Here is a 26546-nt window from a genome sequence, read left to right as displayed (position 1 = left end):
ATGGGCGCGTCGTCGCGCGGCCGGAGGAAATGCATGGTCGGGGATACGCCCCGCGGGGACGCGCCTGCGTCGCCCGCTACAGCTTCCGAATCCGCGAACGCCCAGATTCCCCCTCCCGGAGGACACGGCGCCGGCCAGGGCCAGAAGTCCGGCAAGGCGACGCATCGCGCCCTGATCCTGGGCGCCATCGGCGTGGTCTTCGGCGACATCGGCACCAGCCCCATCTACGCCCTGCGCGAGGCCATCGGCCACGCCCAGAAGGGCGTCGGCGGCGACCTGGCCGTCATCGGCGTGGTGTCCCTGGCCTTCTGGGCGCTGATGATCGTGGTGACGTTCAAATACGTCATGTTCCTGATGCGGGCCGACAACAAGGGCGAGGGCGGCACCCTGTCGCTGATGGCCCTGGCCCAGCACGCCATCGGCCGACGCAGCGCCTGGCTGTTCATCCTGGGCGTCTGCGGCGCGGCCCTCTTCTACAGCGACGGGGTCATCACCCCGGCCATTTCGGTGCTGTCGGCTATCGAGGGCCTGCAGGAGGCGCCGGGCCTGAACGGCCGGTTGGATCCCTTCATCCTGCCGATGGCGGCGGGCATCCTCATCGCCCTCTTCATGGTCCAGTCGCGCGGCACGGCCGGGCTGGCGCGTTTCTTCGGCCCCATCACCCTGGGCTGGTTCCTGAGCCTGGGCCTGCTGGGCGTCCTTCACATCTTCGATGACCTGTCGATCATCCGCGCCCTGTCGCCGCACTACGGCGTCCAGTTGCTGCTCAAGGACGGCTTCCTGGGCTTCGTCATCCTGGGCAGCGTCTTCCTGGCCGTGACCGGGGCCGAGGCCCTCTATGCCGACATGGGCCACTTCGGAAAGGCGCCGATCCGCCAGGGCTGGCTGTTCATCGTCCTGCCCTGCCTGACGCTGAACTACCTGGGCCAGGGGGCCTTCCTGCTGGCCAATCCCGGCGGGGCCGACAACCCCTTCTGGAACATGGTGCCGCAGTTGGTCTACTGGCCCATGCTGATCCTGGCCACGGCGGCGACGGTGATCGCCAGCCAGGCGGTCATCACCGGCGCCTTCTCGGTGACCCAGCAGGCGGTCCAGCTGGGCCTGCTGCCACGCCTGGACATCCGCAACACTTCCGAGACCCAGGCCGGCCAGATCTATGTGCCCGCGATCAACAGCCTGCTGATGGTCGGGGTGCTGTTCGTCCTGGTGACCTTCCAGTCGTCGCACAATCTGACGGCGGCCTATGGGGTGGCGGTGACCGGCACCATGATGGTCAACACCCTGATGTCCTTCACCGTGGTGCGCCACAAGTGGAAGTGGCCGGTGTGGGCCATGCTGCTGACCCTGGTGCCGTTCGGCTTCATCGACGCCGTCTTCCTGACCTCCAACCTGCTCAAGATCCCCAACGGCGCCTGGATGCCGCTGGTCCTGGGCGGCGGCCTGGTCATGCTGATGTGGACCTGGGTGCGCGGCGCCCAGATCCTGGCCGACAAGACGCGCAAGGACAGCCTGCCGCTGACCGACCTGATCGAGATGCTGCGCGCCCGCCCGCCGCACCGCGCGCCGGGCACGGCCATCTTCCTGACCTCCGACCCTGACGTCGCTCCGGTGGCCCTGATGCACAACCTCAAGCACAACAAGGTGCTGCACGAGAAGAACATCATCCTGACCGTGCACACCTCGGATCGGCCGCGCGTGTCGGATCAGCAGCGGGTGTCGGTCGAGCCGATCAGCGACGACTTCAAGCGGCTGACCCTGACCTTCGGCTTCATGGAGACGCCGAACGTGCCCCGCGCCCTGGGCCTGTGCCGCAAGCAGGGGCTGAAGTTCGACATCATGTCGACCAGCTTCTTCCTGGGCCGCCGCTCCGTCGTTCCCTCCGCCCGCCAGGGCATGCCCCTGTGGCAGGACAAGCTGTTTATCTTCCTCATGCGAAACGCCGCCAATCCGACCGACTTCTTCCGCATTCCGCCCGGCCGCGTGGTCGAGCTCGGCACCCAGGTGTCGGTGTGAGCGGGGGGGCGCCCAAGGGGCGCAGCTCCGCCGCGCGCGGCCGCCGCATCGCCGAGAAGGCGCGCGGGCCCCGTCGCGCCCCCGCCCCGCGCCCGGTTGCGGACGATCCCCACGCCGACGTCGGCGTCGAGGCGCGCCTGGTCGCCGGCCTGCTGCTGAACGCGGCGCTGGAGAAACGCACCGGCCTGGACGAGGCCCTGTCGCAGGCGCCGGCGCGCGACCTGGCTCCGCCGGACCGCGCCTTCGCCCGCGCCGTGGCCATGGCGGCCCTGCGCCGCCTGGGCGAGATCGACCAGATCCTGGAGCGCCGCCTGCAGAAGGCGCCGCCGCTGGCGGTCATGACCATCCTGCGCATCGCCCTCGCCCAGACCCTGGTGCTGGAGACCCCGGCCTTCGCCGCGGTGTCGACAGCGGTCAAGCTGGCCGAGCGCGACCCCAAGACGCGGCCCTACAAGAACCTGGTCAACGCCGTGCTGCGCGGCGTCGGCCGCGACGGTCCGGGCCTGACGACCGCTGAATCAAACCTGCCCGACTGGCTGGCCCAGCGCTGGAAGGCGACCTATGGCGAGGCGGCCCTGATCGGCCTAGCGCTGGCCACGCGCGAGGAGCCCGCCACGGACCTGACGGCCAGGCCCGGCGTCGATCCGGCCGAACTGGCGGCCCTGGTCGAGGGCGAAGTCCTGCCCGGCGGCACGGTCCGCACCGGCAAACGCGGCGACGTCGCGTCCTGGCCCGGCTTCGAGGCCGGCGACTGGTGGGTGCAGGATGCGGCCGCCGCCGTGCCCGCGCGCCTGCTGGCCGTGAAGGCGGGCGAGACGGCGCTGGACCTGTGCGCCGCGCCGGGCGGCAAGACGCTGCAGCTGGCCGCCGCCGGGGCCGAGGTCGTCGCCCTGGACCGCTCCGAGGCGCGGCTGAAGCGCCTGCGCCAGAATTTCGAGCGCATGAAGCTCACGGCCGAAGTCGTCGCCGTCCCAGCCGAGGACTGGGAGGATGACCGCGCCTTCGACGCGGTCCTGCTGGACGCGCCGTGCACCGCCACCGGCACCTATCGTCGTAACCCCGAGGTGCTGCGCGCCACCCGCCCCGCCGACGTGGCCAAGCTGGCCGACGTGCAGCACCGCCTGCTGGACGTGGCGGCCGAGAAGGTGAAGCCGGGCGGGCGCCTGGTCTATTGCGTCTGCTCGCTGGAGCGCGAGGAGGGCGAGACCCAGATCATCGCCTTCCTGCGCCGCAACCCCGCCTTCCGCACCGTGCCCGCCGTCCCGGCCGAGGTCGGCGCCCCGGATGAGGCCCTGACGGCCGAAGGCTGGCTGCGCATCCTGCCCTCGCAGTGGGCCGAACGCGGCGGGCTGGACGGCTTCTTCGCGGCGAAGCTGGAGCGGATCGCCTAGGTTCAGTCCGCGTCGTCTTCGATGGCGTGGATCTGGTCGTCGTCAAGGCCCAGGTGGTGGCCGATCTCGTGGATCAGGACGTGGGCGATGATCTCGTCCAGGCCGACGTCGCCGCGCTCGCACCATTCGTCGAGGATCGGACGGCGGTAGAGGAAGATGCGCGAGGGCTCGGGCGCCGGGCCCATGGCGTCGCGCTCGCCGATGTGGACGCCGGAATAGAGGCCGGTCAGTTCGAACGGGTCCTCGATCTCCAGATCGGCCAAGGTCTCCTCGTCGGCGAAGTCATCGACGCGGATCACCACCTCGCTCGCCGCCTGGCGGAACATCTCGGGCAAGCCGGCGAAGGCCGCCTCGGCCAGGCGGGCGAAGTCGTCGAGCGAGGGGGCGAACTGGTCGATCCAGGACGTGGTCATGGCAGGGGATATCGCCCGGCGCGGCCAAGCCCGCAATCCGGCCGCGCCGTCGTCTGCACGCGGCCGCATCGCAATTCGCCCAATCAGAGTATGGTAAACGGCGAATCGGCCGCACCGGACGGGCGGCCGAGGCTGGGATCACGAGGTTTCTGGGGAAGGCATGGCCGAGGCGGATATCGCTGCCGACATCGCCTTTGTGGCCACTGCGGGCGCGGCGGGGCTGGCGCTGGCGGTCAGCGCCTGGACCTGGCGCCTGCGCGCCCGGCTGGGCGCGCGCGAGACCGAGATCGAGGACGGGCTGGCGGGCATCCAGGCCCAGGCCGCCGCAGGCGCGGCGGCCCTGGCAGTGTTCGACGATGTGCGGCTGGCCCTGACGCCGGGCGGCAGGGTTCAGGCCGTCTTCGGCGCGCCGGAGGTCCTGGCCGCCCTGGCCCCCGATCACGACGCAGCCCAGGCGGGCGAGGCCATTCTCGCCTCGCTCAGCCAGTCGCATACGGGCCGGATGGAAGCCCTGGTGGGGGCCGGAGAGGCCTTCGAGACCCTGCTCGAGACCCCGGACGGCGCCTGGGCGGTCGAGGGCCGGGCGCACGGCGGGGGGGCCTGGCTGCGGCTGTCGCGCCTGGGCCGGCCGGATGCGGGCGGCGAGGCCGGGCCGGGCGCCCTGGCCGAGCAGTCGCCAGCCCCCACCTGGGTGGTCGACGGGGCCGGTCATCTGATCTGGGCCAACAGCGCCTGGCTGGTCGAGGCGGGGGCTGAGACCCTGGATGAGGCGCGCGGCCGGGGCCTGAGCTTCGACCGGGGCGCCGACGCCGTGGTGGCCGAGGCCCTGCGCCTGAACGCGCGCCAGGAGGGCTTCCGCTGGACCACGGCGGGCGGGCGGCGCCGGGCGTGGAAGATCCTGGCCGAGCCCCTGGTCGGCGGGCGCGGCGCCGTGATCGCCTTCGCCATCGAGATGACCGAGGCCGAGGAGACGCGCGACACCCTGCGCCGCCACGTCGAGGCCCATGACGAGACGCTGAACCACCTGGCCGACGCCGTGGCCATCTTCGGCCCGTCCAAGCGGCTGGCCTTCCATAACACCGCCTTCCAGTCCCTGTTCGGGGTCGACCCGGCCTGGCTGGACGAACGGCCGACCCACGCCGAGCTGCTGGACCGGCTGCGCCAGAAGCGCCTTCTGCCCGAGGTCGTCGACTACGCCGCCTGGAAGGCCGAGGAACTGGATTTCTACGGCGCGGCCCAGGCCTCGCCCGACGACAGCTGGTCCCTGCCCGACGGGCGAACGCTGCGGGTGGTGCGCCAGCCGCACCCCCTGGGCGGCATCCTGCTGATCTTCTCGGACATCACCGGCGAGCTGCAGTTGCGCAGCCGCTACAACGCCCAGATTCAGGTCCAGCGCGCGACCCTGGACAAGCTGAACGACGCCGTGGCCGTGTTCGGCTCGGACGGCCGTCTGCGGCTGCACAACGAGGCCTTCGAGACCTTCTGGGGCGTCGGCGGCGAGCGGCTGATGGAGGCGGGCGACTTCGACGCCGTGGCCGCCCTGTGCCGCCCGGTCCTGCCCGACGCCGCCCTGTGGCTGGGGCTGAAGGCGCGGGTGGCCGACCCCGATCCCGAGAGCCGGGTGGCCATTTCGGGCGAAGGCCGGACCGAGGACGGCCGCGTCGCCGCCTGGCAGACGCGTCCCCTGCCCGACGGCGCCACCCTGGTCGCCTTCTTCGACGTGACGGCCCGGCGCGAGCTCGAGCAGGCCCTGGCGGCCAAGGAAGCCGCCCTGGCCGAAAGCCAGGCGTTGAAGCGCGAGTTCGTCGGCAGCGTCTCCTATGAGCTGCGCACCCCGCTGACGACCATCGTCGGCTATTCGGAGCTGCTGGAGGCCATGGGCGACCTGCCCGAGCGCAGCCGTCAGCACGCGGGGGCCATCCGCGTGGCGGCCAGCCACCTGGCCCGTTCCATCGACGACGTGCTGGACATGGCCCAGATCGACGCCGGCGAGATGGAGCTGACGCTCGGCGACGTGCGGGTCTGCGACCTGCTGGACGAGGCGGCCGAGAAGATCCGGGCCAAGGTCGAGGGGCGCGGCGCCACGCTGACCCTGGTTTGCCCGGCGGGGCTGAAGCCGATCCGCGCCGACGCCCGCCGCATCGCCCAGGCCGTCGATCACCTGCTGGAGAACGCCTGCCGGGCCGTGACCGAGGGTGGCGCGGTCAGCCTGACCGCCGAAGCCGGGCCGGGCGAGGTGCGCATCCGCGTCGAGGACACCGGCCGGGGCATCCCCTACCACCTGCAGGCTCACGTCTTCGACCGCTTCGTGCGGCGCGAGCGCGGCGGGCCGGGCGTGGCCCTGGCCCTGGTCAAGGCGCTGGTCGAGCTGCACGGCGGCTGGGCCGAGGTCCAGTCCGAGCCGGGCAAGGGCGCGGCCTTCATCCTGCACCTGCCGGTCGAGGCTGCGGCCCCGACCGCCGCGCCGGAGCTTTTGCTCAGCGGCGAGCACGAGTGACGCGTGGCGGAAAGGAGGGGCATTGGTTTTGACTCCCCGGGGTCCAGTCACTAACCACACGTCCCTCGCCACTCGCCACTCGCCACTCGCCACTCGGACGTCCCATGGCCGACATGACCCGCCCCCTGCTCAAGACCGCCGTCATCTACGACTTCGACGGCACCCTGGCCCGGGGGAACATGCAGGAGGTCAGCTTCATCCCCTCGATCGGAATGACGCCGGCCCAGTTCTGGAACGAGACCGTCCGTCCCCGGACCATCGCCGCCGATGGCGACGGCATCCTGATGTATATGCAGATGATGCTGCTGGCGGCGCGCGAGCAGGGCACGCCGGTGACGCGTCAGACGCTGCGCGACCACGGGCGCGACGTGGCCCTGTTCGAAGGGCTGCGGGACGGCAGCTGGTTCGACCGCATGAACGCCTTCGGCGCCCAGTACGGTCTGGAGATCGAGCACTACATCATCTCGGCGGGCCTGACCGAGATGATCGAGGGCTGTCCCATCGCCGAGGCCTTCACCCACGTCTTCGCGTCCAAATACGACTACGACGAGAACGACGTCGCCGTGTGGCCGGCCGTGGGCGTCAACTACACCACCAAGACCCAGTACCTGTTCCGCATCAACAAGGGCGTGCACAACCACTGGGAGGATGAGCGCATCAACCGCTTCATCCCGGACGAGGAGCGTCCCATCCCCTTCGACCGCATGATCTTCCTGGGCGATGGCGACACCGACGTGCCGACCATGAAGATGATGCACACCAAGGGCGGTTTCTCCATCGCCGTCTATGACCCCGACAGCACCCCGCGCGACCACGATAAGATCCACCGCTTGATTTCGGAGGACAGGGTCAATTTCGTCGCGGCGGGCGACTATCGCGAAGGCTCGCCGGTCGACCTGATCGTCAAGGGCCTGATCGGGCGGATCGCGGTGAACTACGGCCGGATGCCCGCGGACTGATTTCTTCCTTCTCCCTCAAGGGGAGAAGGGACGCCGGTGCTCATCCAGCGCAATCGTCACATCAGCCCGCACCCCGCCCGCCAGCATGGAGCGGGTGATCCGCTCGAAATGCTGGATGAAGACGGCGAGCGCGGCGCGGCGCGCGGGCGGCAGGTCGGCGGGCGACAGACCCATCAGCCCCGCCTCCTGCTGGCAGCGCCAGTCCAGCACGGCGTCAAACGACGGCGCCTTGAGGAACAGGACGGCGTCGAAGCGGGCGAAGGCCTGGGCGTAGGGGCCGGCCAGGTTGGCGTTGACGGCGCGGCGCCAGATCCCCTGCCCGTCCCGCTGGGCCTCCAGGGCGTTGATCGGGGCGACGAGGTCGGCCTCCGGCTGGGGCGTCGCGCCTAGGCACCAGCCGTCGACCAGCACCGCCGACGGCCGGCCCGCGAAGACCGGCCAGTCGACCCAGGGGCGGCGGTCGTCGGCCAGCTTGTCGAAGGCGGGCAATGGCGTGAGGCTGTCGGGGTCCGTGGCGCGCAAGGCCGTGATCGTGCCTTCCAGCAGGGCCAGATCATGCGTACCGGGCGGGCCGCGCACGGCGAACAGGGGATGGACCGCCCGGCTCTTCGCCTCGCGCCTGGCCCTGGTCAGATAGACGTCGTCCAGCGACAGGCAGGCGGCGCCCAGACGTTCGGCGGCGGCGCGGGCCAGGGTGGTCTTGCCCGAGCCCTGCGCCCCGGCGACGCCGATCAGGGGAATGTGGTCCGGGCGCGCATGCGCCGCGACGAGAGACCCGACCGCGTCCAGCAGCCGGGCGTCGATCATCTCAGTGCTGGCTTTCCGGCAGGCGCACGATCAGGCCGTCCAGGTCGTCGCTGACGCGGATCTGGCAGGACAGGCGGCTGTTCGGCTGCACGTTCTCGGCGAAGTCGAGCATGGACTCCTCCATGGCCGAGGGGCGGCCGGTCTCGGCGGCGAAGTCCTCGTCGACATAGACGTGGCAGGTGGCGCAGGCGCAGGCGCCGCCGCAGTCGGCGTCGATGCCCGGCACATTGTTGCGGATCGCGCCTTCCATGACGCTGAGGCCGGTCTTGACCTCGACCGTGTGCTCGGTGCCGTCGTGCTCGATGTAGGTGATCTTGGCCATGCAGGCGTCTTAGCCTCGCCTGCGCGGCTGGCAAGCCCCGGCGCGACGCGGCCATGAAAAACCCCCGGAGCCTGACGGCGCCGGGGGCTGTTCGGTCGGATCGGCAGGCCGGGTCAGGCCGGCGTCTTCTTGCGCGACGGCGAGACCATCAGCTTCTTGGTCTCGGCGATCGCCTTGGCCGGGTTCAGCCCCTTGGGGCAGACCTGGGCGCAGTTCATGATGGTGTGGCAGCGGTACAGCTTGAACGGGTCCTCGAGGTCGTCGAGGCGCTTCTGGGTGGCGTCGTCGCGGCTGTCGGCGATCCAGCGGTAGGCCTGAAGCAGGGCCGCCGGGCCGAGGTACTCTTCCTGGTTCCACCAGTAGCTCGGGCACGAGGTCGAGCAGCAGGCGCACAGGATGCACTCGTACAGGCCGTCCAGCTTCTCGCGGTCGGCCGGCGACTGCAGGCGCTCCTTCTCCGGGTCCGGCAGGTCGGACTGGAGGTAGGGCTGGATGGAGTCGTACTGGGCGTAGAACAGCGACATGTCCGTCACCAGGTCCTTGACCACCGGCTGGTGGGGCAGGGGGGCGATGGTGATGTTGTGCGAGGAGCACTCGGCCCAGCCCTTGGTGCAGGCCAGGGTGTTGCGCCCGTCGATGTTCATCGAGCACGAGCCGCAGATGCCTTCGCGGCACGAACGACGGAACGACAGGGTCGGGTCGATCTCGTTCTTGATGTGGATCAGGGCGTCCAGAAGCATCGGGCCGTGATCGTCGGCCGAGACCTCATAGACGTCCCAGCGCGGATCGGCGTCCGTTTCCGGGTCGTAGCGATAGACCTTGTAGGTCTTGACGTTCTGGGCGCCGGCCGGGGCCTTGTGGACCTTGCCGGTCGTGGGCTTGGAGCCGCGCGGGAGGGTGAGTTGAACCATCTGCCTGCTCCCTTAGTAAACCCGAGCCTTGGGCTCGATATAGGAGACCTCGTCGGTCATCGTGTATTTGTGCACCGGGCGGTAGTCGATCTGGACGCCCTCGCCCGGACGTTTCCACGCCAGGGTGTGCTTCATCCAGTTCTCGTCGTCGCGGTCCGGATAGTCCTCGCGGGCGTGGGCGCCGCGCGATTCCGTGCGGTTCAGCGCGCCTTCGATGGTGACGACGGCCTGGGCGATCAGGTTGTCGTATTCCAGGGTCTCGATCAGATCCGTATTCCAGATCAGGCCGCGGTCCGTGGTCTTGATGTCGGCGCCGGCGGCCTCGATCGAGCGCAGTTTCTGAACGCCCTCTTCAAGGGTCTTGCCGGTGCGGAACACGGCGGCGTCGGCCTGCATGGCGCGCTGCATCTCGAGACGCAGGTGCGCCGTGGGCGTCGAGCCCGAGGCATTGCGGAAGCGGTCCAGGCGCGCGATGTGGGCGTCGGTCTGGACCTTGGAGGCCGAGGGCACGGCGGCGTTTTTGTCCACGACCTCGCCGCAGCGCAGGCCGACGGCGCGGCCGAACACCACCAGGTCGGTCAGGGAGTTGGAGCCCAGGCGGTTGGCGCCGTGCACCGAGACGCAGCCCGCCTCGCCCACGGCCATCAGGCCCGGCACCACGCTGTCGGGGTTGCCGTCGCGCAGCGTCAGCACCTCTCCGTGATAGTTCGTCGGGATGCCGCCCATGTTGTAGTGGACGGTCGGAATGACCGGGATCGGCTCCTTGGTCACGTCGACGCCGGCGAAGATCTTGGCGCTTTCCGAGATGCCCGGCAGGCGCGCGTGCAGCACGGCCGGATCGAGGTGATCCAGGTGCAGGAAGATGTGGTCCTTGTTCGGGCCCACGCCGCGGCCTTCGCGGATCTCGATGGTCATGGAGCGCGAAACCATGTCGCGCGGGGCCAGGTCCTTCACGGTCGGCGCATAGCGCTCCATGAAGCGCTCGCCTTCGGAGTTGGTCAGGTAGCCGCCCTCGCCGCGCGCGCCCTCGGTGATCAGGCAGCCGGCGCCGTAGATGCCGGTCGGGTGGAACTGCACGAACTCCATGTCCTGCAGCGGCAGGCCGGCGCGCAGCACCATGGCGTTGCCGTCGCCGGTGCAGGTGTGGGCCGAGGTGGCCGAGAAATAGGCGCGGCCGTAACCGCCGGTCGCCAGCACCACCATCTTGGCGCGGAACTGGTGCATCTGGCCGGTGTCGAGCTGCAGGGCGGTGACGCCGGTGCAGGCGCCGTCCTGCATGATCAGGTCCAGGGCGAAGTATTCGACGAAGAACTTCACCTCGCGACGGACCGACTGGCCGTACAGGGTGTGCAGGATGGCGTGGCCGGTGCGGTCGGCGGCGGCGCAGGTGCGCTGCACCGGGCCTTCGCCGAAGTTGCGGGTCATGCCGCCGAAGGCGCGCTGATAAATCTTGCCTTCGTCGGTGCGGCTGAAGGGCACGCCCCAGTGTTCCAGCTCATAGACGGCCTGGGGCGCGTTGCGGACCAGGTATTCGATGGCGTCCTGGTCGCCCAGCCAGTCCGACCCCTTGACGGTGTCGTACATGTGCCACTGCCAGGAGTCCTCGCCCATGTTGCCGAGCGAGGCGGAGATGCCGCCTTGCGCCGCCACGGTATGCGAGCGGGTCGGGAAGACCTTGGTGACGCAGGCGACCTTCAGGCCCTGCTGGGCGGCGCCGAGGGCGGCGCGCAGGCCCGAGCCGCCGGCGCCGACGACGACGACGTCGTATTCGTGATCGATAAGCTCGTAAGCAGCCATGGCGGGATCAGACTCCGGCCGGCAGCGGGGCCGAGCCCAGCGCCAGACGCACGATGAAGAAGACGCTGGCGGCCGCCAGCACGAGGAAGACCAGGTTGGACACCAGGATCAGCGACGAGCGGGAAGGGCCGGGGACATAGTCCTCGAGGATCACCTTCCAGGCCAGGCTGGCGAACAGGCAGAAGACCACCGCCGTCACGGCCAGCAGGCCGGCGTTCAGGGTGCTGCCGAACCAGGCGAGCACGGCGCCGTAGTCGGCGCCCGCCAGGGTGAAGCCGGTCGACAGGGCCCACAGGCCCAGCGGCATCAGGGCCGCGAGGGCCAGCTTCTCGATCTTCCACTCGCCGGCGCCGTGGCGCTCGGAGATTTTCACATTGTTCTTGAACTTGGGCGCGGCGCTCACAGCGAAACCTTTCCGGTGGCGAACAGCACGACCCAGAACAGGACGGCCAGGACGATGGGGCCCCAGACGGCGACCTGGGCCATCAGGTTGGCGGACTTGAGGTCCAGGCCGGCGCCCGTGTCGTTGATCAGGTGGCGCGCGCCGTTCAGCAGGAAGGAGAGCAGCACCCACGTCAGGCCGAACCAGATGAACAGGCCGAACGGCGATCCCGAGACGGCGGCGACCGAGGCGAAGGCGTCCGGCCCCGAGGCGGCGACGGCGACCCAGCCCAGCAGCAGGATCGCGCCTGCGGTGGCCGCGCCGATGGTGACGCGGAACAGGATCGACGCGACCATGGTCATGTGCCAGCGCCAGATATCGGTGAAGGGCGACATCGGTGCGACGTGCCCGTTGGGGTGACGGACGTAGCGGCCCGTCCGGTCGCCAGTTTCGCCCGCAGCCGGGGGAGTGTTCGACATGCGAATGATTCTCAAAAAACCCGAGGAATTTCAGGGCCGGATTGCAGTGCAACAGGCTTTAGTGACGCAGACGGGCCGGTGTCAACGAAGCGGGCGGATTAGAGGCGAACTTCGCCTCCCCTCCGGCGATCACAAGGCCGCGACGTGCGCGATCGCCGTTCGCAGCGCGGACGGCGTGCAAGGAACCGCCCCGGGCCGTCCCCAGATCGGATCGGGCCACAGGGGATCGTCGCGGCGTCGGCCGACGACATGGACATGAAGCTGGGCCGTGACATTGCCCAGGGCGGCGATGTTCAGCTTGTCGACGGGGGCGCCGCGCAGGGCGCCCAGGTCGCGCACCACGGCGCTGGCGTGGATGATCTCCTCGGTCAGCAGGGCGCGCTGATGCGGCGACAGGTCCTCCAGCTCGACCGCGCCGGGCACGCGCGGGATCAGGATCAGCCAGGGAAAGCGGGCGTCGTTCTGGACCCGCACCTGGCACAGGGGCCAGTCGGCGGCGAAGGCGGAGGCGGCCTCGAAGGCGGGATCGGCGGCGAAGCTCATGCGGGGTCCTGATCGTAAAGGAGGCGCAGGCGATAGGCGTTCATGGCCGCCTGGGCCAGACGCTGGGTCAGACGCCAACTGACCACGGCCCCGATCGGCGCGCCGATCAGCGGCAGCAGCTGGGCCAGCTTGGCCACGTCGATGTAGTCGCGATACTCCAGCTGGAATTTGCGCCAGTCGAAGGTCTTCAGGATCCCGCCATGGGCCGCCGGGGCGCGCATGGCGGCCTCCAGGGCGGCCAGGGCCTCGGGGCGGTGTCTGGCGCTGGAGTAGGCCAGCTGGAACAGGCGCAGGATGACCAGCCGCTCGTTCGGGGCGCGGCCCGAATAGCCGTAGAGGGCGGCGATCTCGAACAGCATCTTGACCTTGATGGCCATCAGGGCGGGAAAGTCGGCCGCCGCCAGCAGGAAGCCGCCCGCCCCGGCCACCCCGCCCTCGACGCTGGCCGTGGTGCGATAGAATTCGATGCGGGCGCGGACCTGGTCTTCTCGCACCTGCAGCGAACCCTCGGCCAGGGGGCGGGCCGTGGTCCAGTCCGCCCCGGTCAGGATGGCGCGCGTCATCTGCTGGACGGCGGCGGTCACGATCTTGTGCACCCGTTCGGGGATGGCGCGGTTGATGCGGTCCTGGGTCGCGCGCGTCGCCGTGTCCCACAGGCCGGGGCGTTTCAGCTGGCGAGCGCGCCAGGCCAGGGCCTCGGCGAAGGCCCGCGCCTCATAGCCCGGCTCATCCATCATCGCTCTTTGGGAAGGCGCCGCCATGCTCGAACCCTCTCAGGAACCGACCAAAGGCGCAACGCGGGACGCTTGCCCCGGCTCCCGGGCGGGTTTAGACCGCCGTCCCATCGAGTATCGTTCGCACACGCAACATCGACCTGGAGAGACCTGAATGGCTCGCGCGAAGATCGCCCTCATCGGCGCCGGAATGATCGGCGGAACCCTGGCCCACGTGGCCGCGCGCGAAGCGCTGGGCGACGTCATCCTGTTCGACATCGCCGAAGGCACCCCGCAGGGCAAGGCCCTCGACATCGCCGAGGCCTCGGCCGTCTTCGGCCAGGACGTGGCCCTGAAGGGCGCCAACGACTACGCCGACATCTCGGGCGCCGACGTCTGCATCGTCACCGCCGGCGTGCCGCGCAAGCCGGGCATGAGCCGCGACGACCTGATCGGCATCAATCTGAAAGTGATGAAGGCCGTCGGCGAGGGCATCAAGCAGCACGCCCCCAACGCCTTCGTCATCTGCATCACCAACCCGCTCGACGCCATGGTCTGGGCCCTGCAGAAGTTCTCCGGGCTCCCCAAGGAGAAGGTCATCGGCATGGCCGGCGTGCTGGACTCGGCACGCTTCGCCTACTTCCTGGCTGAGAAGACCGGCGTGTCGGTGCAGGACATCCACGCCTGGACCCTGGGCGGCCACGGCGACGACATGGTGCCGATGGTGCGCCACTCGACGGTCGGCGGCCTGCCGCTGCCGGACGCGGTCGCCGCGGGCTTCCTGAGCCAGGCCGACCTGGACGCCATCGTCGAGCGCACCCGCAAGGGCGGCGGCGAGATCGTGGCCCTGCTGAAGACCGGCTCGGCCTTCTACGCCCCGGCCGAGAGCGCGATTGCGATGGCCAAGTCCTACCTGCTGGACCAGAAGCGCGTCCTGCCGTGCGCCGTGTGGCTGTCGGGCGAATACGGCCTGTCGGACCTCTACGTCGGCGTCCCGGCGATGATCGGCGCGAACGGCGTCGAGAAGATCGTCGAGTTCACCACCAATGACGACGAAAAGGCGATGTTCGCCAAATCGGTCGCCTCGGTCCAGGGCCTGATCCAAGCCTGTAAGGACATCGAGCCTTCCTTGGCTTAAGGGCGCTAACGCGAGCCGCGCGGAGCCGCGCTGCTTGAGCGCTCCCGCGCCTAAATTGGAAAGGGCCGCGTCTTCGGGCGCGGCCCTTTTTCGTGGGCGTGTTCGCCCACCTGCGTTGACCCCTGCCCCGCCGTCATCCTCGGGCTTGACCCGAGGATCGAGCGTTCAGCGGGCGGGAGGGCGGACAGGGCGCGGGCTATAGGACGCCGCGAACAGGTGGATGGCCCGATCCTCGGGTCAAGCCCGAGGATGACGGAGGATGGGGGGCTGCGACGCGGCTGGGATGACCGGAAGGGAGGAAGCCTACGCCGCTTCCGCTTCTTCGCGCTGCTCCAGCCAGTCCTCGCTCTGCATCTCGTTGAAGCGCGACACCGTCCGCTCGAACTCGAAGGCGCCGACGCCTTCGACGTAGAGCGCCTCGGGCGCGGCCTCGGCCAGGGCGACCAGGCGGGTCCTGGCCTCGTAGAGGGCGTCGACCAGGGTCACCAGGCGACGCGCCTCGTGGTGGTTGGCCGGGCTGAGCCGGGGCACGTCGGCTAGGAACAGGGTGTGGAAACGCCGGGCGACGGCCAGATAATCCTGCGGCCCCAGCGGACGGCCGCACAGCTCGTTGAAGGTCGCGCGCGCCATGCCGCCGACGGTGCGCTCCAGCTTCACCTCGCGGCCCAGCACCGGCAGGGCGATGGGCTCCTCCGGCTCGCCGCCCTTGAGGTCGGCCCACAGGGTCTCGAAGCCGCCTCGCGCCTCGACGTCCAGCGGCGAGAACCAGACCTGCGCCCCGGCCAGGCGGTCGAGGCGGAAATCGCGCGCCCCGGCCGTCTCGACCACGGCGCAGCGTCGGCGGATGACGTCGATGAAGGGCAGGAAGAGCTGGCGGTTGATGCCGTTCTTGTAGAGGTCCTCGGGCGCGCGGTTCGAGGTGACGGCCAGCACCACCTTCTTCTCGAACAGGGCCTCGAACAGCCGGCCCAGGATCATGGCGTCGGCGATGTCCGTGACCTGCAGTTCGTCGAAGCACAACAGCCGCGCCTCCGAGGCGATCAGGGCGGCGATCGGCGGAATGGGGTCGTCCCCCTTGCTGGCCCCGAACACGGCCTTGCGGCTGCGCGGGGTCCCGTCGCGCCACTGCTTCACCAGGTCGTGGATGCGCGCCATGAAGGCGTGGAAGTGGGCGCGGACCTTCTTCTGCTCGGGCGTTGAGGAGTAGAAGAGGTCCATCAGCATGGACTTGCCGCGTCCAGGCGGCCCCCAGATGTAGATGCCCCGGACCTCGGGCAGGGCGCCGAACAGCCCCTTCTTCGACAGGTCGGCTTCCAGACGCTCCAGTTCGGCGATCAGGGCGATCTGGGCGGGCTCGGGCGTGATCACGCCTTCTTCCACGCGGATGTCGTAGGCGTTGCGGATGCGGGAGGTCATGCCCAGCAGATAGCCCTCGGACGGGGCGGGGGGAAGGCGGTCGCGGATTCCGGCGGCGGATTGGAGGATTCTGGTTGCTTCGCGACTGCGAAGGACCCAAATGCAGAAGCGTTTCTCCCAAACGCCCCCGCACAAAGGATGATTTCATCATGGGCTATCGCGTCGCCGTCGTAGGCGCCACCGGCAATGTCGGTCGGGAAATCCTGGCCATCCTCGAGGAAGTGAACTTCCCCGTCGAGAAAATGCACGCGATCGCCTCCCGAAAATCCAAGGGCGTCGAGGTCTCCTTCGGGGACCGGACGATCAAGTGCGAGGACATCGAGCAGTTCGATTTCTCGAGCGTCGACCTGGTTCTGATGAGCGCCGGCGGCGCGGTGTCGCGCGAATGGTCCGAGAAGATCGGCAAGGCCGGCCCCATCGTCATCGACAACTCCTCGGCCTTCCGCCAGGACCCGGACGTGCCGCTGATCGTGCCCGAGGTGAACCCCGACGCGGTCAAGCTGGCGCGCAAGAAGAACATCGTCGCCAACCCCAACTGCTCGACCGCCCAACTGGTGGTGGCGCTGAAGCCGCTGCACGACGCGGCCAAGATCAAGCGCGTCGTCGTCTCGACCTACCAGTCCGTCTCGGGCGCCGGGAAGGAAGGCATGGACGAGCTGTGGAACCAGACCAAGGCCATCTACGGCCTGGGCGACGCCACGCCGAAGAAATTCCCCAAGCAGATCGCTTTCAACGTCATCCCCTACATCGGCTCCTTCCGCGACGACGGCTACACCGACGAGGAAGCCAAGATGTGGGACGAGACGCACAAGATGCTCGACCCCTCGATCAAGCTGACCGTCACCTGCGTGCGCGTGCCCGTCTTCGTCGGCCACTCGGAAGCCGTGACGGTGGAGTTCGACCGCCCGATCGCGCCGGACGAGGCCCGCGAGATCCTGCGCGAGGCGCCGGGCGTCCTGGTCGTCGATAAGCAGGAGCACGACGGCTACATCACCCCGGTCGACGCCGCCGGCGAGCACGCCGTCTATGTGTCGCGCATCCGCAAGGACCCGACGGTCGAGAACGGCCTGTCGTTCTGGGTGGTGTCGGACAACCTGCGCAAGGGCGCGGCCCTGAACGCCGTGCAGATCGCCCAGCTTCTGGACGAGACCGGCGTCATCACCCCGTCGAGCGGCTATCGCACCCTGACTGTGTAACTGCTTGCCGTCATCCCGGCCGTAGCGAAGCGAAGAGCCGGGACCGCCGCGAACGTCGCCGTTTGATGCGGTCCCGGATCGGTCTTTCAGATCGTCCGGGATGACGCTTTTCAAGGCGTCCCTTTGTGACAGCGACCCCCTCCCAGAACTCGTCCGAAGCCCGCGCCGCCCTGGCGGCGGGCGTCGTCTGCTACCTGATCTGGGGCTTCATCCCCCTGGTCTTCCAGCAGATGGCGCATCAGGGGGCGAACGCCTGGGAGATCATGGGCCATCGCGCCGTCTGGGGCCTGGTCTGGGCCCTGATCCTGGTCATGCTGTCGCGGCAATGGACGCAGGTGGTCGCTGTCTTCCGCCAGCCCAGGGTGCTGGGCTGGCTGGCCCTGTCGGCCGTGCTGATCGCCGCCAACTGGACTACCTATGTCGTGGCGGTGAACAACGGGCGGACCCTGGACGCCTCGCTCGGCTACTATCTCAACCCTCTGCTCAACATGGCGGCCGGAGCCTGGTTGTTCCGTGAACGGATCGACCGCTTCGGCGCCGCCGCCATCGCCCTGGCCGCCGTCGGCGTGGTGCTGCAGACCCTGGCGCTCGGCCATGCCCCCTGGGTCTCCCTGCTGCTGGCCTTCAGCTTCGCCGGCTACGGCATCATCCGCAAGCGGGTCTCGGTCGACGCCCAGACCGGCCTGTTCATGGAATGCCTGCTGCTGGCCCTGCCCGGCCTGGCCTGGGTGGTCTTCATCGAGGCGACGGGGCAGGGGCATTTCACCGCCTCGCCCGCAGCCACCTTCTGGCTGCTGTTCGCGGGTCCGGCCACCGTCATCCCGCTGGCCCTGTTCGCCTGGGCGGCGCGGCGCATGCCCCTGTCCAGCATGGGCTTCCTGCAGTTCCTGGCCCCGACCATCGTCTTCGTCATCGGCGCCCTGCAGGGCGAGGCCCTGGGCGCGTTGCGCATCGCCTCCTTCGCCTTCATCTGGGGCGGGGCGGCGGTGTTCGCCGTCGGCGCCGTGCTGAAGGTGCGCCGCGCCGCCAACACGGCCGAGACCATCGTCGCCCCCGAGCCCGGCCTGCTGGACGACCCGGCCGAGGACCGCATGGCGGCGCTGGACGAAAATCCGCCCGCCGCGCGTTGAGGTCCGACGTCGCCCCAGCCTAAGAAGGGGATGATGATGATCCGTTCGCGCCTCCTCGCCGCCCTCGCCGCCTCCGTCCTGCTCGCGGGAGGGACGTCGGCCTGCGCCCAGAACAGCGTCTCGATGGGCGGGGGAGACGAGGTCATCCGCACGGCGCGCGTCGAGACGAGCCGCGAAGCCGCCGGGGCGCCGGCGCCCGTCGCCGCCCCGCCGACCACGGCCGACACCTTCGACGCTGTCAGCGACGCCCTGGACGCCGCCGCCGCCGCCTGGAGCTCGGGCCAGGTCGAGGCGGTCATGGCCACCTATGTCCACGACGAGCCCCTGCTGGTCTTTCTGGGCGACGTACCGCTGAAGGGGCCGGACAGCGTGCGCGCCGCCCTGGAGGCCCGCGCGGCCGAGCCGGGCGGCCTGGGGACCCTGTCCTATGAGTGGTTCGAAACCCTGCAGTTCGACGTCAACACGGCGGTGGTCTCGGGCCGGGCCGTGCTGACGCGCGGCGGCAAGACCCAACGCGGCCTGTTCACCCGCATTCTGCGCCGCACGGCCGACGGCTGGCTGATCGTGCACGACCAGCTGGCCTGGGGGCCGGAGGTCTAGAGCGCCCCGTAGAGCGCCTGAACCAGCCGCATCGCGCGCGGGTCGCCGAGCAGGTGCGGCGACTGCCGGGTCATGACATAGGCGGACGAGACGCCCGCCGCCTGGTCCGCGAAGGCCATGGAGCCGCCCCAGCCGCAGTGGCCGACCGCCTCGGGATTGGGGCCGAAGATGTTCAGGCCCTGGTTGCGGGTGAAGCCCGCCGCCCAGCTCATGACATAGGGCAGCACCTTGTCCTGGCCGTGAATGCGCTCGCGCGTCGCCTCGGCCAGGGTCTCCTCCGACAGCACGGCCAGATGATCCAGGGCCCCGCCGACAGCGATGATCGACATCATCCGCGCCAGGTCCCTGGCCGTGGCGTGCAGATTGGCGGAGGGGATCTCGGCCATCCGCCATTCGGTCGAGCCGCGCCCGCCCGGCGCCGAGCCGCGGTCGAGGAAGGCGGCCTTCTTGATCGCGTCGATGGGGCCGAGGTCGGGGGGGGCGGCGGGCTTGCGCAGCTGGGCCACGCGGTCATGCTCGCTCTGCGGCAGGCCGATCCACAGGTCCAGGCCGAAGGGCAGGGCGAAGTCTTCGCGCAGGGCCGTGCCCATGGTCCGCCCGTCGACAAGGCGGAACAGTTCGCCCGCCAGATAGCCGATGGTGATGGGGTGATAGCCGGAGGCCGTGCCGGGCGCCCAAAGAGGCGTCTGGGCCGCCAGCCGGTCCAGCACCGCCTGGCGGTCGAACCAGATCTCGGGCTCCGCGCCGCCGTCGAAGCCCGGCAGGCCGGACTGGTGGCTCATCAACTGGCCGACGGTCAGCCGGCCCTTGCCCGCCGCGCCGAAGGCCGGCCAGTGGTCGGCGACGCGGTCCTCATAGGACAGCAGCCCCTTGTCGACGCAGCGCGCGATCATCAGGGCCATGACCGCCTTGCCGGTCGAGAAGACCGGGACCAGGGTCCCGTCGGTGAAGGGCGTCCGCCCCGCCGTGTCGGCCGATCCGGCCCACAGGTCCACGACCACCTCCCCGTCGATGGTCACGCTGAAGCGCGCGGCCAGTTCGTTCAGCCCCTCGGGGGCGTCGGTGAAGTTGGCGGCGAAGGCGTCCTTCACCGCGTTGAAGCGCGGCGGGCAGACGCCGTGGAGATCGGGCAGAGCGGTCATGGGGTCCATTAGGCGGTGGGATCGCCATCTCCTACACCGTCACCCTCGGGCTTGTCCCGAGGGCCCAGGTCGACAACGAGCGGTTCGACCGGAATCCGGCTTGCGGCGGATGGATAGGCCCTCGGGACAAGCCCGAGGGTGACGCTGAAACTGTGTTCTATTTTCGTGCGGCGGCCGAGGCGTTGCGCGCGCCCTCGAACTCGTCGCCCGGCTTCCACGCGGGCCAGTCGCGCGAGTTGGCCAGGGCGGCGCCGACCTCGTACAGCAGCTGCACGTCGGCGGCGGCGGCGTCCATCTTCCAGTCCGGCGTCCATTCGTCCGTCGGCTGATGATAGCGGTTGGCGACGTAGTCGCGGCTGGCGGCGTTGTGGCCGGTGAAGCCGGCGGCGGCGAACAGGGCGGGCACGCCCTTGCGCGCCAGGGGGAAGTGGTCGGAGCGGTAGAAGGCGCCGGCCTGGGGCGCCGGATCGGGGATCAGGCGGCGGCCTTCGCGCGCGGCAAAGGCGGCCAGCCGGTCGTCCAGGTCGTTCTTGCCCGCGCCGATGACCACGATGTTCGGGTCGATCTCGGTCCCCGGCAGCAGGCTGTCCATATTGATGTTGGCGACCGTCGTCTCCAGCGGCCAGACCGGGTTGGCGGCGTAGTATTCGGCGCCCAGCAGGCCCGTCTCCTCGGCGGCCCAGCCGACGAAGACGGTCGAGCGTTCCGGGCGCGGCCCCTCGGCGAACAGGCGGGCCAGCTCCAGCACCGCCGCCACGCCGGTCGCATTGTCCACGGCGCCGTTATAGATGTCGTCGCCGTTCTTGGGCGTGGCGCGGCCATAGGCGTCCCAGTGGGCGCCGAACATGACCGTCTCGTCCGGATATTTCGCGCCCGGCAGACGGGCGATGACGTTGCGCGTCTGCACCCGGTCGGCGGTCTGGCCGAAGTCGATGGACATGGTGACGCCGTCCAGCGTCACCGGCTGGAACTCGGGCGTGCGCGCCTGGGCCTTCAGCGCCTCGAAATCGAGCCCGGCGTCCTGGAACAGCTGTTCGGCCACGGCGCCCTGGATCCAGCCTTGGGCGGCGACGCGCTCCTTGTTCGGATCGGCGCGGACGATGTCGAACTTGGGCGCGGTCGAGGAGTTCTGCAGCGTCGACCAGGGATAGCCCGCGCCCGGCGTGTCGTGGATGACCAGGACGCCCGCCGCCCCATGCGCCGCCGCGACCTGGAACTTGTAGGTCCAGCGGCCGTAGAAGGTCATGGCCTGGCCGTCGAACTTGCCCGCGACCGGATGGCCTTCGGGGGCGCCGAAGTCGGGGTCGTTGACCAGGACCAGCATGATCTTTCCGGTCAGGTCGACGCCCTTGTAGTCGTCCCAGCCGCGCTCGGGCGCGTCCACGCCGTAGCCGACGAAGACCAGAGGGGCGTCGGTCAGGGTCACGTGGTCCACCGGCCGGTCCGAGGAGACGATGACGTCCGTGGCGCGCTGCAGGGGCGTGGTCCGGCCCTTGGCGGCGACGCTGATGGTCGCCGGGCCGTCCTGGCTGGTGCGGCTGACATGGGCGATCTGGACCCAGGCGCCGTCGGGGCCGCCGGGCTCGAGCCCGAGCGCCTGGAACTGCTGGGTCAACCATTCGATGGTGCGGTCTTCGCCCGGCGTGACCGGGGCGCGGCCTTCGAAGGCGTCGGAGGCCAGGACGCGGGTCGCCTCGTTGAGCCGGGCCGGGTCCACCTGGCCCGGCGCGGTTTGCGCCAGCGCGGAGGTCGAACACATCAGGGCGGCGATCAGGCCGAGGGCGGCGGCGGAACGGGGCGTCGAACGGGGCATCGGCATGGGGGGCGGCTCGAGCGATTGCGAGGGGGAGGCGGCACGCTGCGCCCTCTCGCCGCCCCTGTCGAGCCCTCAGCGGGTCTCAAGCCAGTCGAGGACGCCGTTGGCCGCCACGACGCCCGAGGCGAAGGCGGCCTGCAGCAGATAGCCGCCGGTCGGCGCCTCCCAGTCCAGCATCTCCCCCGCCAGGAAGACGCCGGGCCGCGACTTGAGCATCAGCCGGTCGTCCACGGCGTCCAGCGCCACGCCTCCGGCCGCGGAGATGGCGCGACTCAGGCTCTGCACCCCGGTCAGGGTCAGGTTGATGCCCTTGATGCGGGCGGCCAGGGCGGCGGGTTCGGCGGGCAGGGGCCCGGCTTCGCGCAGCAGGGCGACGGCGGCGGCGTCCAGCCGGGCGGCCTTGCGCAGCCAGTTGGACAGGCTGTCCTTGCCGCGCGGCTGCGACAGGCGTTGCGTCAAGGCCTCAAGCGCCATGTCGGGGCGCAGGTCCAGGCTCAGCCTCGTCGCGTTGTCGCGCTCCACCGACGCGCGCAGCTGGGCCGACAGGGCGTAGATTCCGCCGCCCTCGATGCCATAGGCGGCGATCATGGCCTCGCCGCGCACCGTGCGGCCTGCATGGGTCAGGGCGATCCCCTTCAGCGGCGTCCCGGCGAAACGCTCGCGGAACAGGGGCGACCAGGCGACGTCGAAGCCGACGTTGGCCGGGCGGAAGGGGGCCACGGCGACGCCCGCCTCTTCGAGCGCTGGGACCCAGCCGGCGTCGGACCCCAGCCTGGCCCAGCTGGCCCCGCCCAGGGCCAGGATCACGGCGTCGGGCCGCTCGATCCGTTCGCCGTCGGGCGTGTCGAACGACAGGGCGCCGTCCGTCCAGCCGGTCCAGCGCGAGCGGGTGCGGAGCTCGACGCCCAGCCCCTCCAGCCGCGCCAGCCAGGCGCGCAGCAGGGGCGAGGCCTTCATCGCCTTCGGAAACACCCGGCCCGAGGAGCCGACGAAGGTCGGCTGGCCCAGGCCCTCGACCCAGACGACCAGATCGGCGGGCGAGAAGGCGTCCAGCCAGCCCTCGACGCGGGCTCGAGCGGCGGCGTCGTAGCGGCTGAGGAAGGGATCGAGCGGCTCCGAATGGGTCAGGTTCAGCCCGCCGCGTCCGGCCATGAGGAATTTGCGCGCGACCGAGGGCATCCGCTCGTGCACGACGACGTTCAGCCCCGCCTGGGCCAGGCGCTCGGCGGCCATCAGCCCGGCGGGGCCGGCGCCGATCAAGGCGACTGTGAAGGGGGGGCGCGTCATTGCGCCTTCCTAGACCGGAACGATCGCGCGCGGCATAGGCTCTATCATCATGAGCGTCGCCTTCACCCGAGAAGAAGATCTGGAAGCCACGGCGGCGGACCTGCCGGACCGGCCGATCTCGCCCCATCCCAACCTGGTCACGCCCCAGGGCCTGGCCCAGATCGAGGCCGCGCTGGCGGCCGCGCGTGCCGCCTATACGGCGGCCCAGGCGGCGGGCTCCATCGAGGCCGACCGCACGGCCATGGCGCGGGCGACGCGCGACCTGCGCTATTGGTCGGCGCGGCGCTCGACGGCCCAGCTGGTCGAGGCGCCCGCGGACGGGCGGGTGCGCTTCGGCGACACGGTCACCATCGAGCGCGAGGACGGCCGCACCCAGACCTGGCGCATCGTCGGCGAGGACGAGGCCGATCCGGCGCAAGGCAGCGTCAGCCACGTCTCCCCCCTGGCCCGCGCCCTGATGGGCAAGCGCGAGGGGGAGGAGGCGACGGTCGCGGGCCAGTCGGTCGAGATCGTTGCCATCCAGGAAGGCTAGTTCAGAAAGCCCTTCCCCCATCGAGGGGGAAGGGAGGAGAACGCTGGCGAGACGGCCTTAGTAGCCGCCCGTGCCCTTCTCTTTCGTCACCGGCTGGAAGTCGCGCACGAAACGCTCCAGCAGGCGCACGCTGTAGCCCGCCGAGCCGGCCGGCTTGACGTCGTTGGCGGCGCCGAAGGCCATGTTGGCGATGTCCAGGTGGGCCCATGGCGTCTCGGGTCGGGCGAAATAGCCGATGAAGTGGGCGCCGGTGCCTGCGCCCGCGCCGCCCTCGCCCGAGTTCTTGATGTCGGCCGTGGTCGAGGCCGTGGCGCGCGCATAGGAGGGGTGCAGCGGCAGGCGCCACAGGGTCTCGCCGGTCGCGTCGCCGGCCGTCTTCAGCTGGTCGGCCAGGGCGTCGTGACGGCTGAACAGGCCCGCATAGTCATTGCCCAGGGCCCCGCCGACCGCGCCGGTCAGGGTGGCCACGTCGACGATGGCGGCGGGGCTCAGCGTCGTGTCGGCCCAGACCACGGCGTCGGCCAGGACGAGGCGGCCCTCGGCGTCGGTTGAGATGATCTCGATGGTCTTGCCGTTCATGGCGGTCAGGACGTCGGCCGGCCGGATGCCGCCGCCGTCGGGCATGTTCTCGGCCAGGGCCGCGACGGCGACCACGTCGACCGGCGCCCCGCCCTTGGCCAGGGCCAGGACGGCGCCGACGACGCTGGCGGCGCCGGACATGTCCATCTTCATGTTGCCCATGTTGGCGCCCGGCTTCAGCGACAGGCCGCCGGAATCGAAGGTGATGCCCTTGCCCAGCAGGGCGATCGGGCCGTCCGAGGGCGCGCCCTGGCCGCGATAGCGCACGGCCAGCAGGCGCGGCGGGCGGCTGGAGCCCTGGCCGACGCCCAGCAGGGCGCCCATGCCCAGACGCTGCATGGCGGGCACGTCCAGTTCGGTGATCTCGACCCCCGGCACGCCGGCGAAGGCGGCGCGGGCGCGGGCCACGAAGCTCTCGGGATAGACGATGTTGGCCGGCTCGTTCGACACGTCGCGGGTCCAGGCCATGGCCTCGACCAGGGCGGCGCCGCGACGATAGTGCGCCTGGGCGCCGGCCGCGTCGTCGGCGACGACGGTCAGGGCGCCGGGCGCCGGGCGGTCGCGGCCGGTGGTGACATAGAGGTCCGAGCGATAGTGGCCGATGCCCAGGCCCGTCGCCAGCTCCGAGGCCAGCTCGGCCGACAGGCCTCCGGCCAGGGCGGTCAGCTCGCCCGGCTGGCTGTTCAGGGCGCGGCCGGCGACGACGCCCGCCGTCTGCACGTCGGCGCTCTTGGGCGACGCGCCCAGGCCGACGACCAGGATGCGGTCCCAGCCGCCGACGCCGTGCAGGCTCAGCGTCTGGCGCGGCTTGTAGTCGAAGCGGGCGGCGGTCAGGGCCGAGGCGATCGCCTGGCGCGTCCCGGCGTCCAGGGCGGCGCCGCGCGTGGCCAGCTCGGCCTCCGACGACAGCGGCAGGACCAGGGCGCCGGACGGCGCTGCGGCCACGGCGGCGAAGGCTGTGGCGCGCGTCTGGGCCGGCGCCGCGCGGGCGGGCCAGTCAGAACGCTCGGCGGCGGGCGCGGCGCGGCGCGATTGGGCCTCGGCCGGAACGGCGACGCTGAGGCCGGCGGCGGCGATCAGCGCGGCGGCGGCGAAGGACGGAATACGGGTGTTGCGGCGCATCGATCAGGGCCCCCTCTGTGACGATGAGGCGCCCTTATGGGGGGCGTCGCCCGCGCCGGGCAACCGCTCCGCCGACGGAAGGACGCCAGGCGCGACGCCTTGTCGCGCTCTTGGGTCGCGCTTGGGGTCGCGCCCGGCGGGACGGCGGCCGTCAGCAGGCCGCCCGGCGCGGGGGCGTCGGGCAGGGGCGGGCCCCGAGGCGGGCGACGCCGGTCTCGCGGCGCGCCAGGCGGCGGGCGTCGATCAGGGCCCCGATCCAGCCCCACGCGGGTTCCTTATGAGTGCGGTGAATGTCTTCCATCATTTGGCCTCCTTTCTGATAGTGTTAGGATGGCGCGCAGGGGCCGCGTTCACAAACGAGACAACAGCGCTCATTCATAAGGCAGGCTTATGTCTGACATTCTCTCTCGCATCCCGGTGGACGCGCTGCGCGTGTTCGAGGCGGCGGCGCGCCTGCTCAGCTTCACCCGCGCGGCCGAGGCCCTGGGCATGAGCCAGGCGGCGGTCAGCTGGCGCATCCGCGACCTGGAGCAGCGGCTGGAGCGCTCCCTGTTCACGCGCGGTACGCGGCAGGTGGCCCTGACGCCCGAGGGCGAGCGCCTGGCCACGGCGGCGACCGAGGCCATGACCCTGCTGCGCCGGGCGGTGGCCGAGGTGGTCGAGGCCGACCAGGGGGTGCTGGCCATCACCACCCTGCAGACTCTGGCGACCCAGTGGCTGGCGCCGCGGCTGGGGGCGTTCCAGTTGGCCAATCCCGACCTGGCTGTGCGGGTCGACACCAGCGCCGCCCTGTCCAGCCTGGGGGCCGACGGACTGGACGTGGGGCTGCGCTTCGGCTCGGGCCGCTGGCCGGGCCTGGAGAGCCGCTTCCTGATGCCCGCCGTCTTCACCCCGGTCTGCACCCCGGCCCTGCGCGACCGGCTGGAGCTGAAGACGATCGCCGACCTGAAGCGCGCCCCCCTGGTGGGCGATCCGGGGGAATGGGCCGCCTGGTTCGCGGCCGCCGGGGTGGCGCCCGCCGACGCCGCCCCGCCGCCGCGCCTGACCGCCGACAACCAGGCGATGGAGGTGGCGGCGGCGCTGGGCGACCAGGGCGTGGCCCTGGGCTCGCCCATCCTCTACGGCCGCGAGATCGAGCGCGGCCTGCTGGTGCGGCCGTTCGAGGCGACGGTGGCCCTGGCCGAGGGTTATTGGCTCTGCTACCCGCCCGGCCGCCGCCTGACCCCCAAGATCGCCCGCTTCCGCGACTGGATTCTGGGAACGGCGAGGTCCGACCCGGCGGTGGGCGAAGGGGCGCGGCTGGCCGGGCGCGAGGTGGGGGAGACGGGCTCCTGATCCTTCTCCCCTTGCGGGAGAAGGTG

25 protein-coding genes are annotated in these 26546 nt (G+C 70.7%); 10 read left to right on the top strand and 15 right to left on the bottom strand.

Going from position 1 to position 26546, the window contains the following annotated elements:
• Positions 1–33 precede the first annotated feature (33 nt).
• A complete protein-coding gene (locus D8I30_RS04975; protein WP_121481758.1) occupies positions 34–2013 on the top strand; it encodes a potassium transporter Kup in 1980 nt (659 codons plus the stop codon).
• On the top strand, positions 2010–3404 hold the full coding sequence (locus tag D8I30_RS04970; RefSeq protein ID WP_121481757.1) for an RsmB/NOP family class I SAM-dependent RNA methyltransferase: 1395 nt from the start codon (positions 2010–2012) through the stop codon (positions 3402–3404). The genes D8I30_RS04975 and D8I30_RS04970 overlap by 4 nt, the downstream gene beginning before the upstream one ends.
• A gap of 2 nt (positions 3405–3406) precedes the next feature.
• Here D8I30_RS04970 and D8I30_RS04965 read toward each other — a convergent pair whose 3' ends face one another.
• The gene (locus D8I30_RS04965; RefSeq protein WP_121481756.1) at positions 3407–3817 is read right to left on the bottom strand and encodes a metallopeptidase family protein; all 411 of its coding nucleotides are present in this window, start codon (positions 3815–3817) and stop codon (positions 3407–3409) included.
• 160 nt (positions 3818–3977) lie between these two features.
• On the opposite strand from D8I30_RS04965, the gene D8I30_RS04960 reads away from it, so the two are divergent.
• Positions 3978–6314: an ATP-binding protein gene (locus tag D8I30_RS04960; RefSeq protein ID WP_121481755.1), complete on the top strand. Its 2337-nt coding sequence runs from the start codon at positions 3978–3980 to the stop codon at positions 6312–6314.
• A gap of 104 nt (positions 6315–6418) precedes the next feature.
• Positions 6419–7273 (top strand): HAD family hydrolase, encoded by an 855-nt coding sequence (locus D8I30_RS04955; RefSeq protein WP_121481754.1) that lies wholly within the window; start codon positions 6419–6421, stop codon positions 7271–7273.
• A 15-nt stretch (positions 7274–7288) separates the two neighbouring features.
• Here D8I30_RS04955 and D8I30_RS04950 read toward each other — a convergent pair whose 3' ends face one another.
• From D8I30_RS04950 to D8I30_RS04915, 8 genes are all read right to left on the bottom strand, one after another.
• Positions 7289–8080 (bottom strand): kinase, encoded by a 792-nt coding sequence (locus D8I30_RS04950; RefSeq protein ID WP_121481753.1) that lies wholly within the window; start codon positions 8078–8080, stop codon positions 7289–7291.
• Position 8081: 1 nt separating this feature from the next.
• Positions 8082–8402 carry a 2Fe-2S iron-sulfur cluster-binding protein gene (locus tag D8I30_RS04945; protein ID WP_121481752.1) on the bottom strand — a complete coding sequence of 107 codons (321 nt, stop codon included), beginning with the start codon at positions 8400–8402 and terminating at the stop codon, positions 8082–8084.
• Positions 8403–8515: 113 nt separating this feature from the next.
• Entirely contained in the window at positions 8516–9313 is a 798-nt protein-coding gene (locus tag D8I30_RS04940; protein WP_121481751.1) for a succinate dehydrogenase iron-sulfur subunit, read from the bottom strand.
• A gap of 12 nt (positions 9314–9325) precedes the next feature.
• Positions 9326–11110: a succinate dehydrogenase flavoprotein subunit gene (gene sdhA / locus D8I30_RS04935; RefSeq protein ID WP_121481750.1), complete on the bottom strand. Its 1785-nt coding sequence runs from the start codon at positions 11108–11110 to the stop codon at positions 9326–9328.
• A 7-nt stretch (positions 11111–11117) separates the two neighbouring features.
• Positions 11118–11513, bottom strand: coding sequence for a succinate dehydrogenase, hydrophobic membrane anchor protein (locus D8I30_RS04930; RefSeq protein WP_121481749.1), 396 nt, complete (start codon positions 11511–11513; stop codon positions 11118–11120).
• Positions 11510–11971 (bottom strand): succinate dehydrogenase, cytochrome b556 subunit, encoded by a 462-nt coding sequence (gene sdhC, locus D8I30_RS04925; protein ID WP_240387335.1) that lies wholly within the window; start codon positions 11969–11971, stop codon positions 11510–11512. Before sdhC ends, D8I30_RS04930 begins: the two co-directional genes overlap by 4 nt.
• Before the next feature lie 129 nt (positions 11972–12100).
• The gene (locus D8I30_RS04920) at positions 12101–12514 is read right to left on the bottom strand and encodes an HIT domain-containing protein (protein ID WP_121481747.1); all 414 of its coding nucleotides are present in this window, start codon (positions 12512–12514) and stop codon (positions 12101–12103) included.
• Complete coding sequence (locus D8I30_RS04915) at positions 12511–13275, bottom strand: EcsC family protein (protein WP_240387334.1); 765 nt, start codon at positions 13273–13275, stop codon at positions 12511–12513. The genes D8I30_RS04920 and D8I30_RS04915 overlap by 4 nt, the downstream gene beginning before the upstream one ends.
• A gap of 127 nt (positions 13276–13402) precedes the next feature.
• On the opposite strand from D8I30_RS04915, the gene mdh reads away from it, so the two are divergent.
• A complete protein-coding gene (gene mdh, locus D8I30_RS04910) occupies positions 13403–14365 on the top strand; it encodes a malate dehydrogenase (RefSeq protein ID WP_121481746.1) in 963 nt (320 codons plus the stop codon).
• Positions 14366–14668: 303 nt separating this feature from the next.
• On the opposite strand, the gene zapE is transcribed toward mdh, so the two are convergent.
• Positions 14669–15781: a cell division protein ZapE gene (zapE, locus tag D8I30_RS04905; RefSeq protein ID WP_121481745.1), complete on the bottom strand. Its 1113-nt coding sequence runs from the start codon at positions 15779–15781 to the stop codon at positions 14669–14671.
• A 149-nt stretch (positions 15782–15930) separates the two neighbouring features.
• On the opposite strand from zapE, the gene D8I30_RS04900 reads away from it, so the two are divergent.
• From D8I30_RS04900 to D8I30_RS04890, 3 genes are all read left to right on the top strand, one after another.
• On the top strand, positions 15931–16977 hold the full coding sequence (locus D8I30_RS04900; protein ID WP_121481744.1) for an aspartate-semialdehyde dehydrogenase: 1047 nt from the start codon (positions 15931–15933) through the stop codon (positions 16975–16977).
• A 125-nt stretch (positions 16978–17102) separates the two neighbouring features.
• Positions 17103–18107 (top strand): EamA family transporter RarD, encoded by a 1005-nt coding sequence (gene rarD, locus D8I30_RS04895; RefSeq protein WP_121481743.1) that lies wholly within the window; start codon positions 17103–17105, stop codon positions 18105–18107.
• A gap of 33 nt (positions 18108–18140) precedes the next feature.
• Complete coding sequence (locus tag D8I30_RS04890; RefSeq protein ID WP_162938809.1) at positions 18141–18707, top strand: DUF4440 domain-containing protein; 567 nt, start codon at positions 18141–18143, stop codon at positions 18705–18707.
• Here D8I30_RS04890 and D8I30_RS04885 read toward each other — a convergent pair.
• From D8I30_RS04885 to D8I30_RS04875, 3 genes are all read right to left on the bottom strand, one after another.
• Entirely contained in the window at positions 18704–19849 is a 1146-nt protein-coding gene (locus tag D8I30_RS04885; RefSeq protein WP_121483396.1) for a serine hydrolase domain-containing protein, read from the bottom strand. The two genes, D8I30_RS04890 and D8I30_RS04885, sit on opposite strands and share 4 nt — an antisense overlap.
• Before the next feature lie 157 nt (positions 19850–20006).
• A complete protein-coding gene (locus tag D8I30_RS04880) occupies positions 20007–21668 on the bottom strand; it encodes a M28 family metallopeptidase (RefSeq protein WP_240387333.1) in 1662 nt (553 codons plus the stop codon).
• 69 nt (positions 21669–21737) lie between these two features.
• Complete coding sequence (locus tag D8I30_RS04875; protein WP_121481741.1) at positions 21738–22952, bottom strand: NAD(P)/FAD-dependent oxidoreductase; 1215 nt, start codon at positions 22950–22952, stop codon at positions 21738–21740.
• A 49-nt stretch (positions 22953–23001) separates the two neighbouring features.
• Between D8I30_RS04875 and greA the strand changes: the two genes are divergently transcribed.
• A complete protein-coding gene (greA, locus tag D8I30_RS04870; RefSeq protein ID WP_121481740.1) occupies positions 23002–23484 on the top strand; it encodes a transcription elongation factor GreA in 483 nt (160 codons plus the stop codon).
• A 57-nt stretch (positions 23485–23541) separates the two neighbouring features.
• On the opposite strand, the gene D8I30_RS04865 is transcribed toward greA, so the two are convergent.
• Together D8I30_RS04865 and D8I30_RS14350 are read right to left on the bottom strand one after the other, a co-directional pair.
• Entirely contained in the window at positions 23542–25185 is a 1644-nt protein-coding gene (locus tag D8I30_RS04865) for a leucyl aminopeptidase (protein WP_121481739.1), read from the bottom strand.
• A gap of 151 nt (positions 25186–25336) precedes the next feature.
• Entirely contained in the window at positions 25337–25489 is a 153-nt protein-coding gene (locus D8I30_RS14350) for a hypothetical protein (protein ID WP_162938808.1), read from the bottom strand.
• 86 nt (positions 25490–25575) lie between these two features.
• On the opposite strand from D8I30_RS14350, the gene D8I30_RS04860 reads away from it, so the two are divergent.
• Positions 25576–26520, top strand: coding sequence for a LysR substrate-binding domain-containing protein (locus D8I30_RS04860; RefSeq protein WP_121481738.1), 945 nt, complete (start codon positions 25576–25578; stop codon positions 26518–26520).
• The last annotated feature ends 26 nt before the right edge of the window (positions 26521–26546 follow it).

The organism is Brevundimonas naejangsanensis (genome assembly GCF_003627995.1).
Taxonomy (GTDB): Bacteria; Pseudomonadota; Alphaproteobacteria; order Caulobacterales; family Caulobacteraceae; genus Brevundimonas; species Brevundimonas naejangsanensis_B.
Note: the sequence above shows the minus strand (reverse complement) of the source record. Positions and strands in the feature narration are given on the sequence as shown.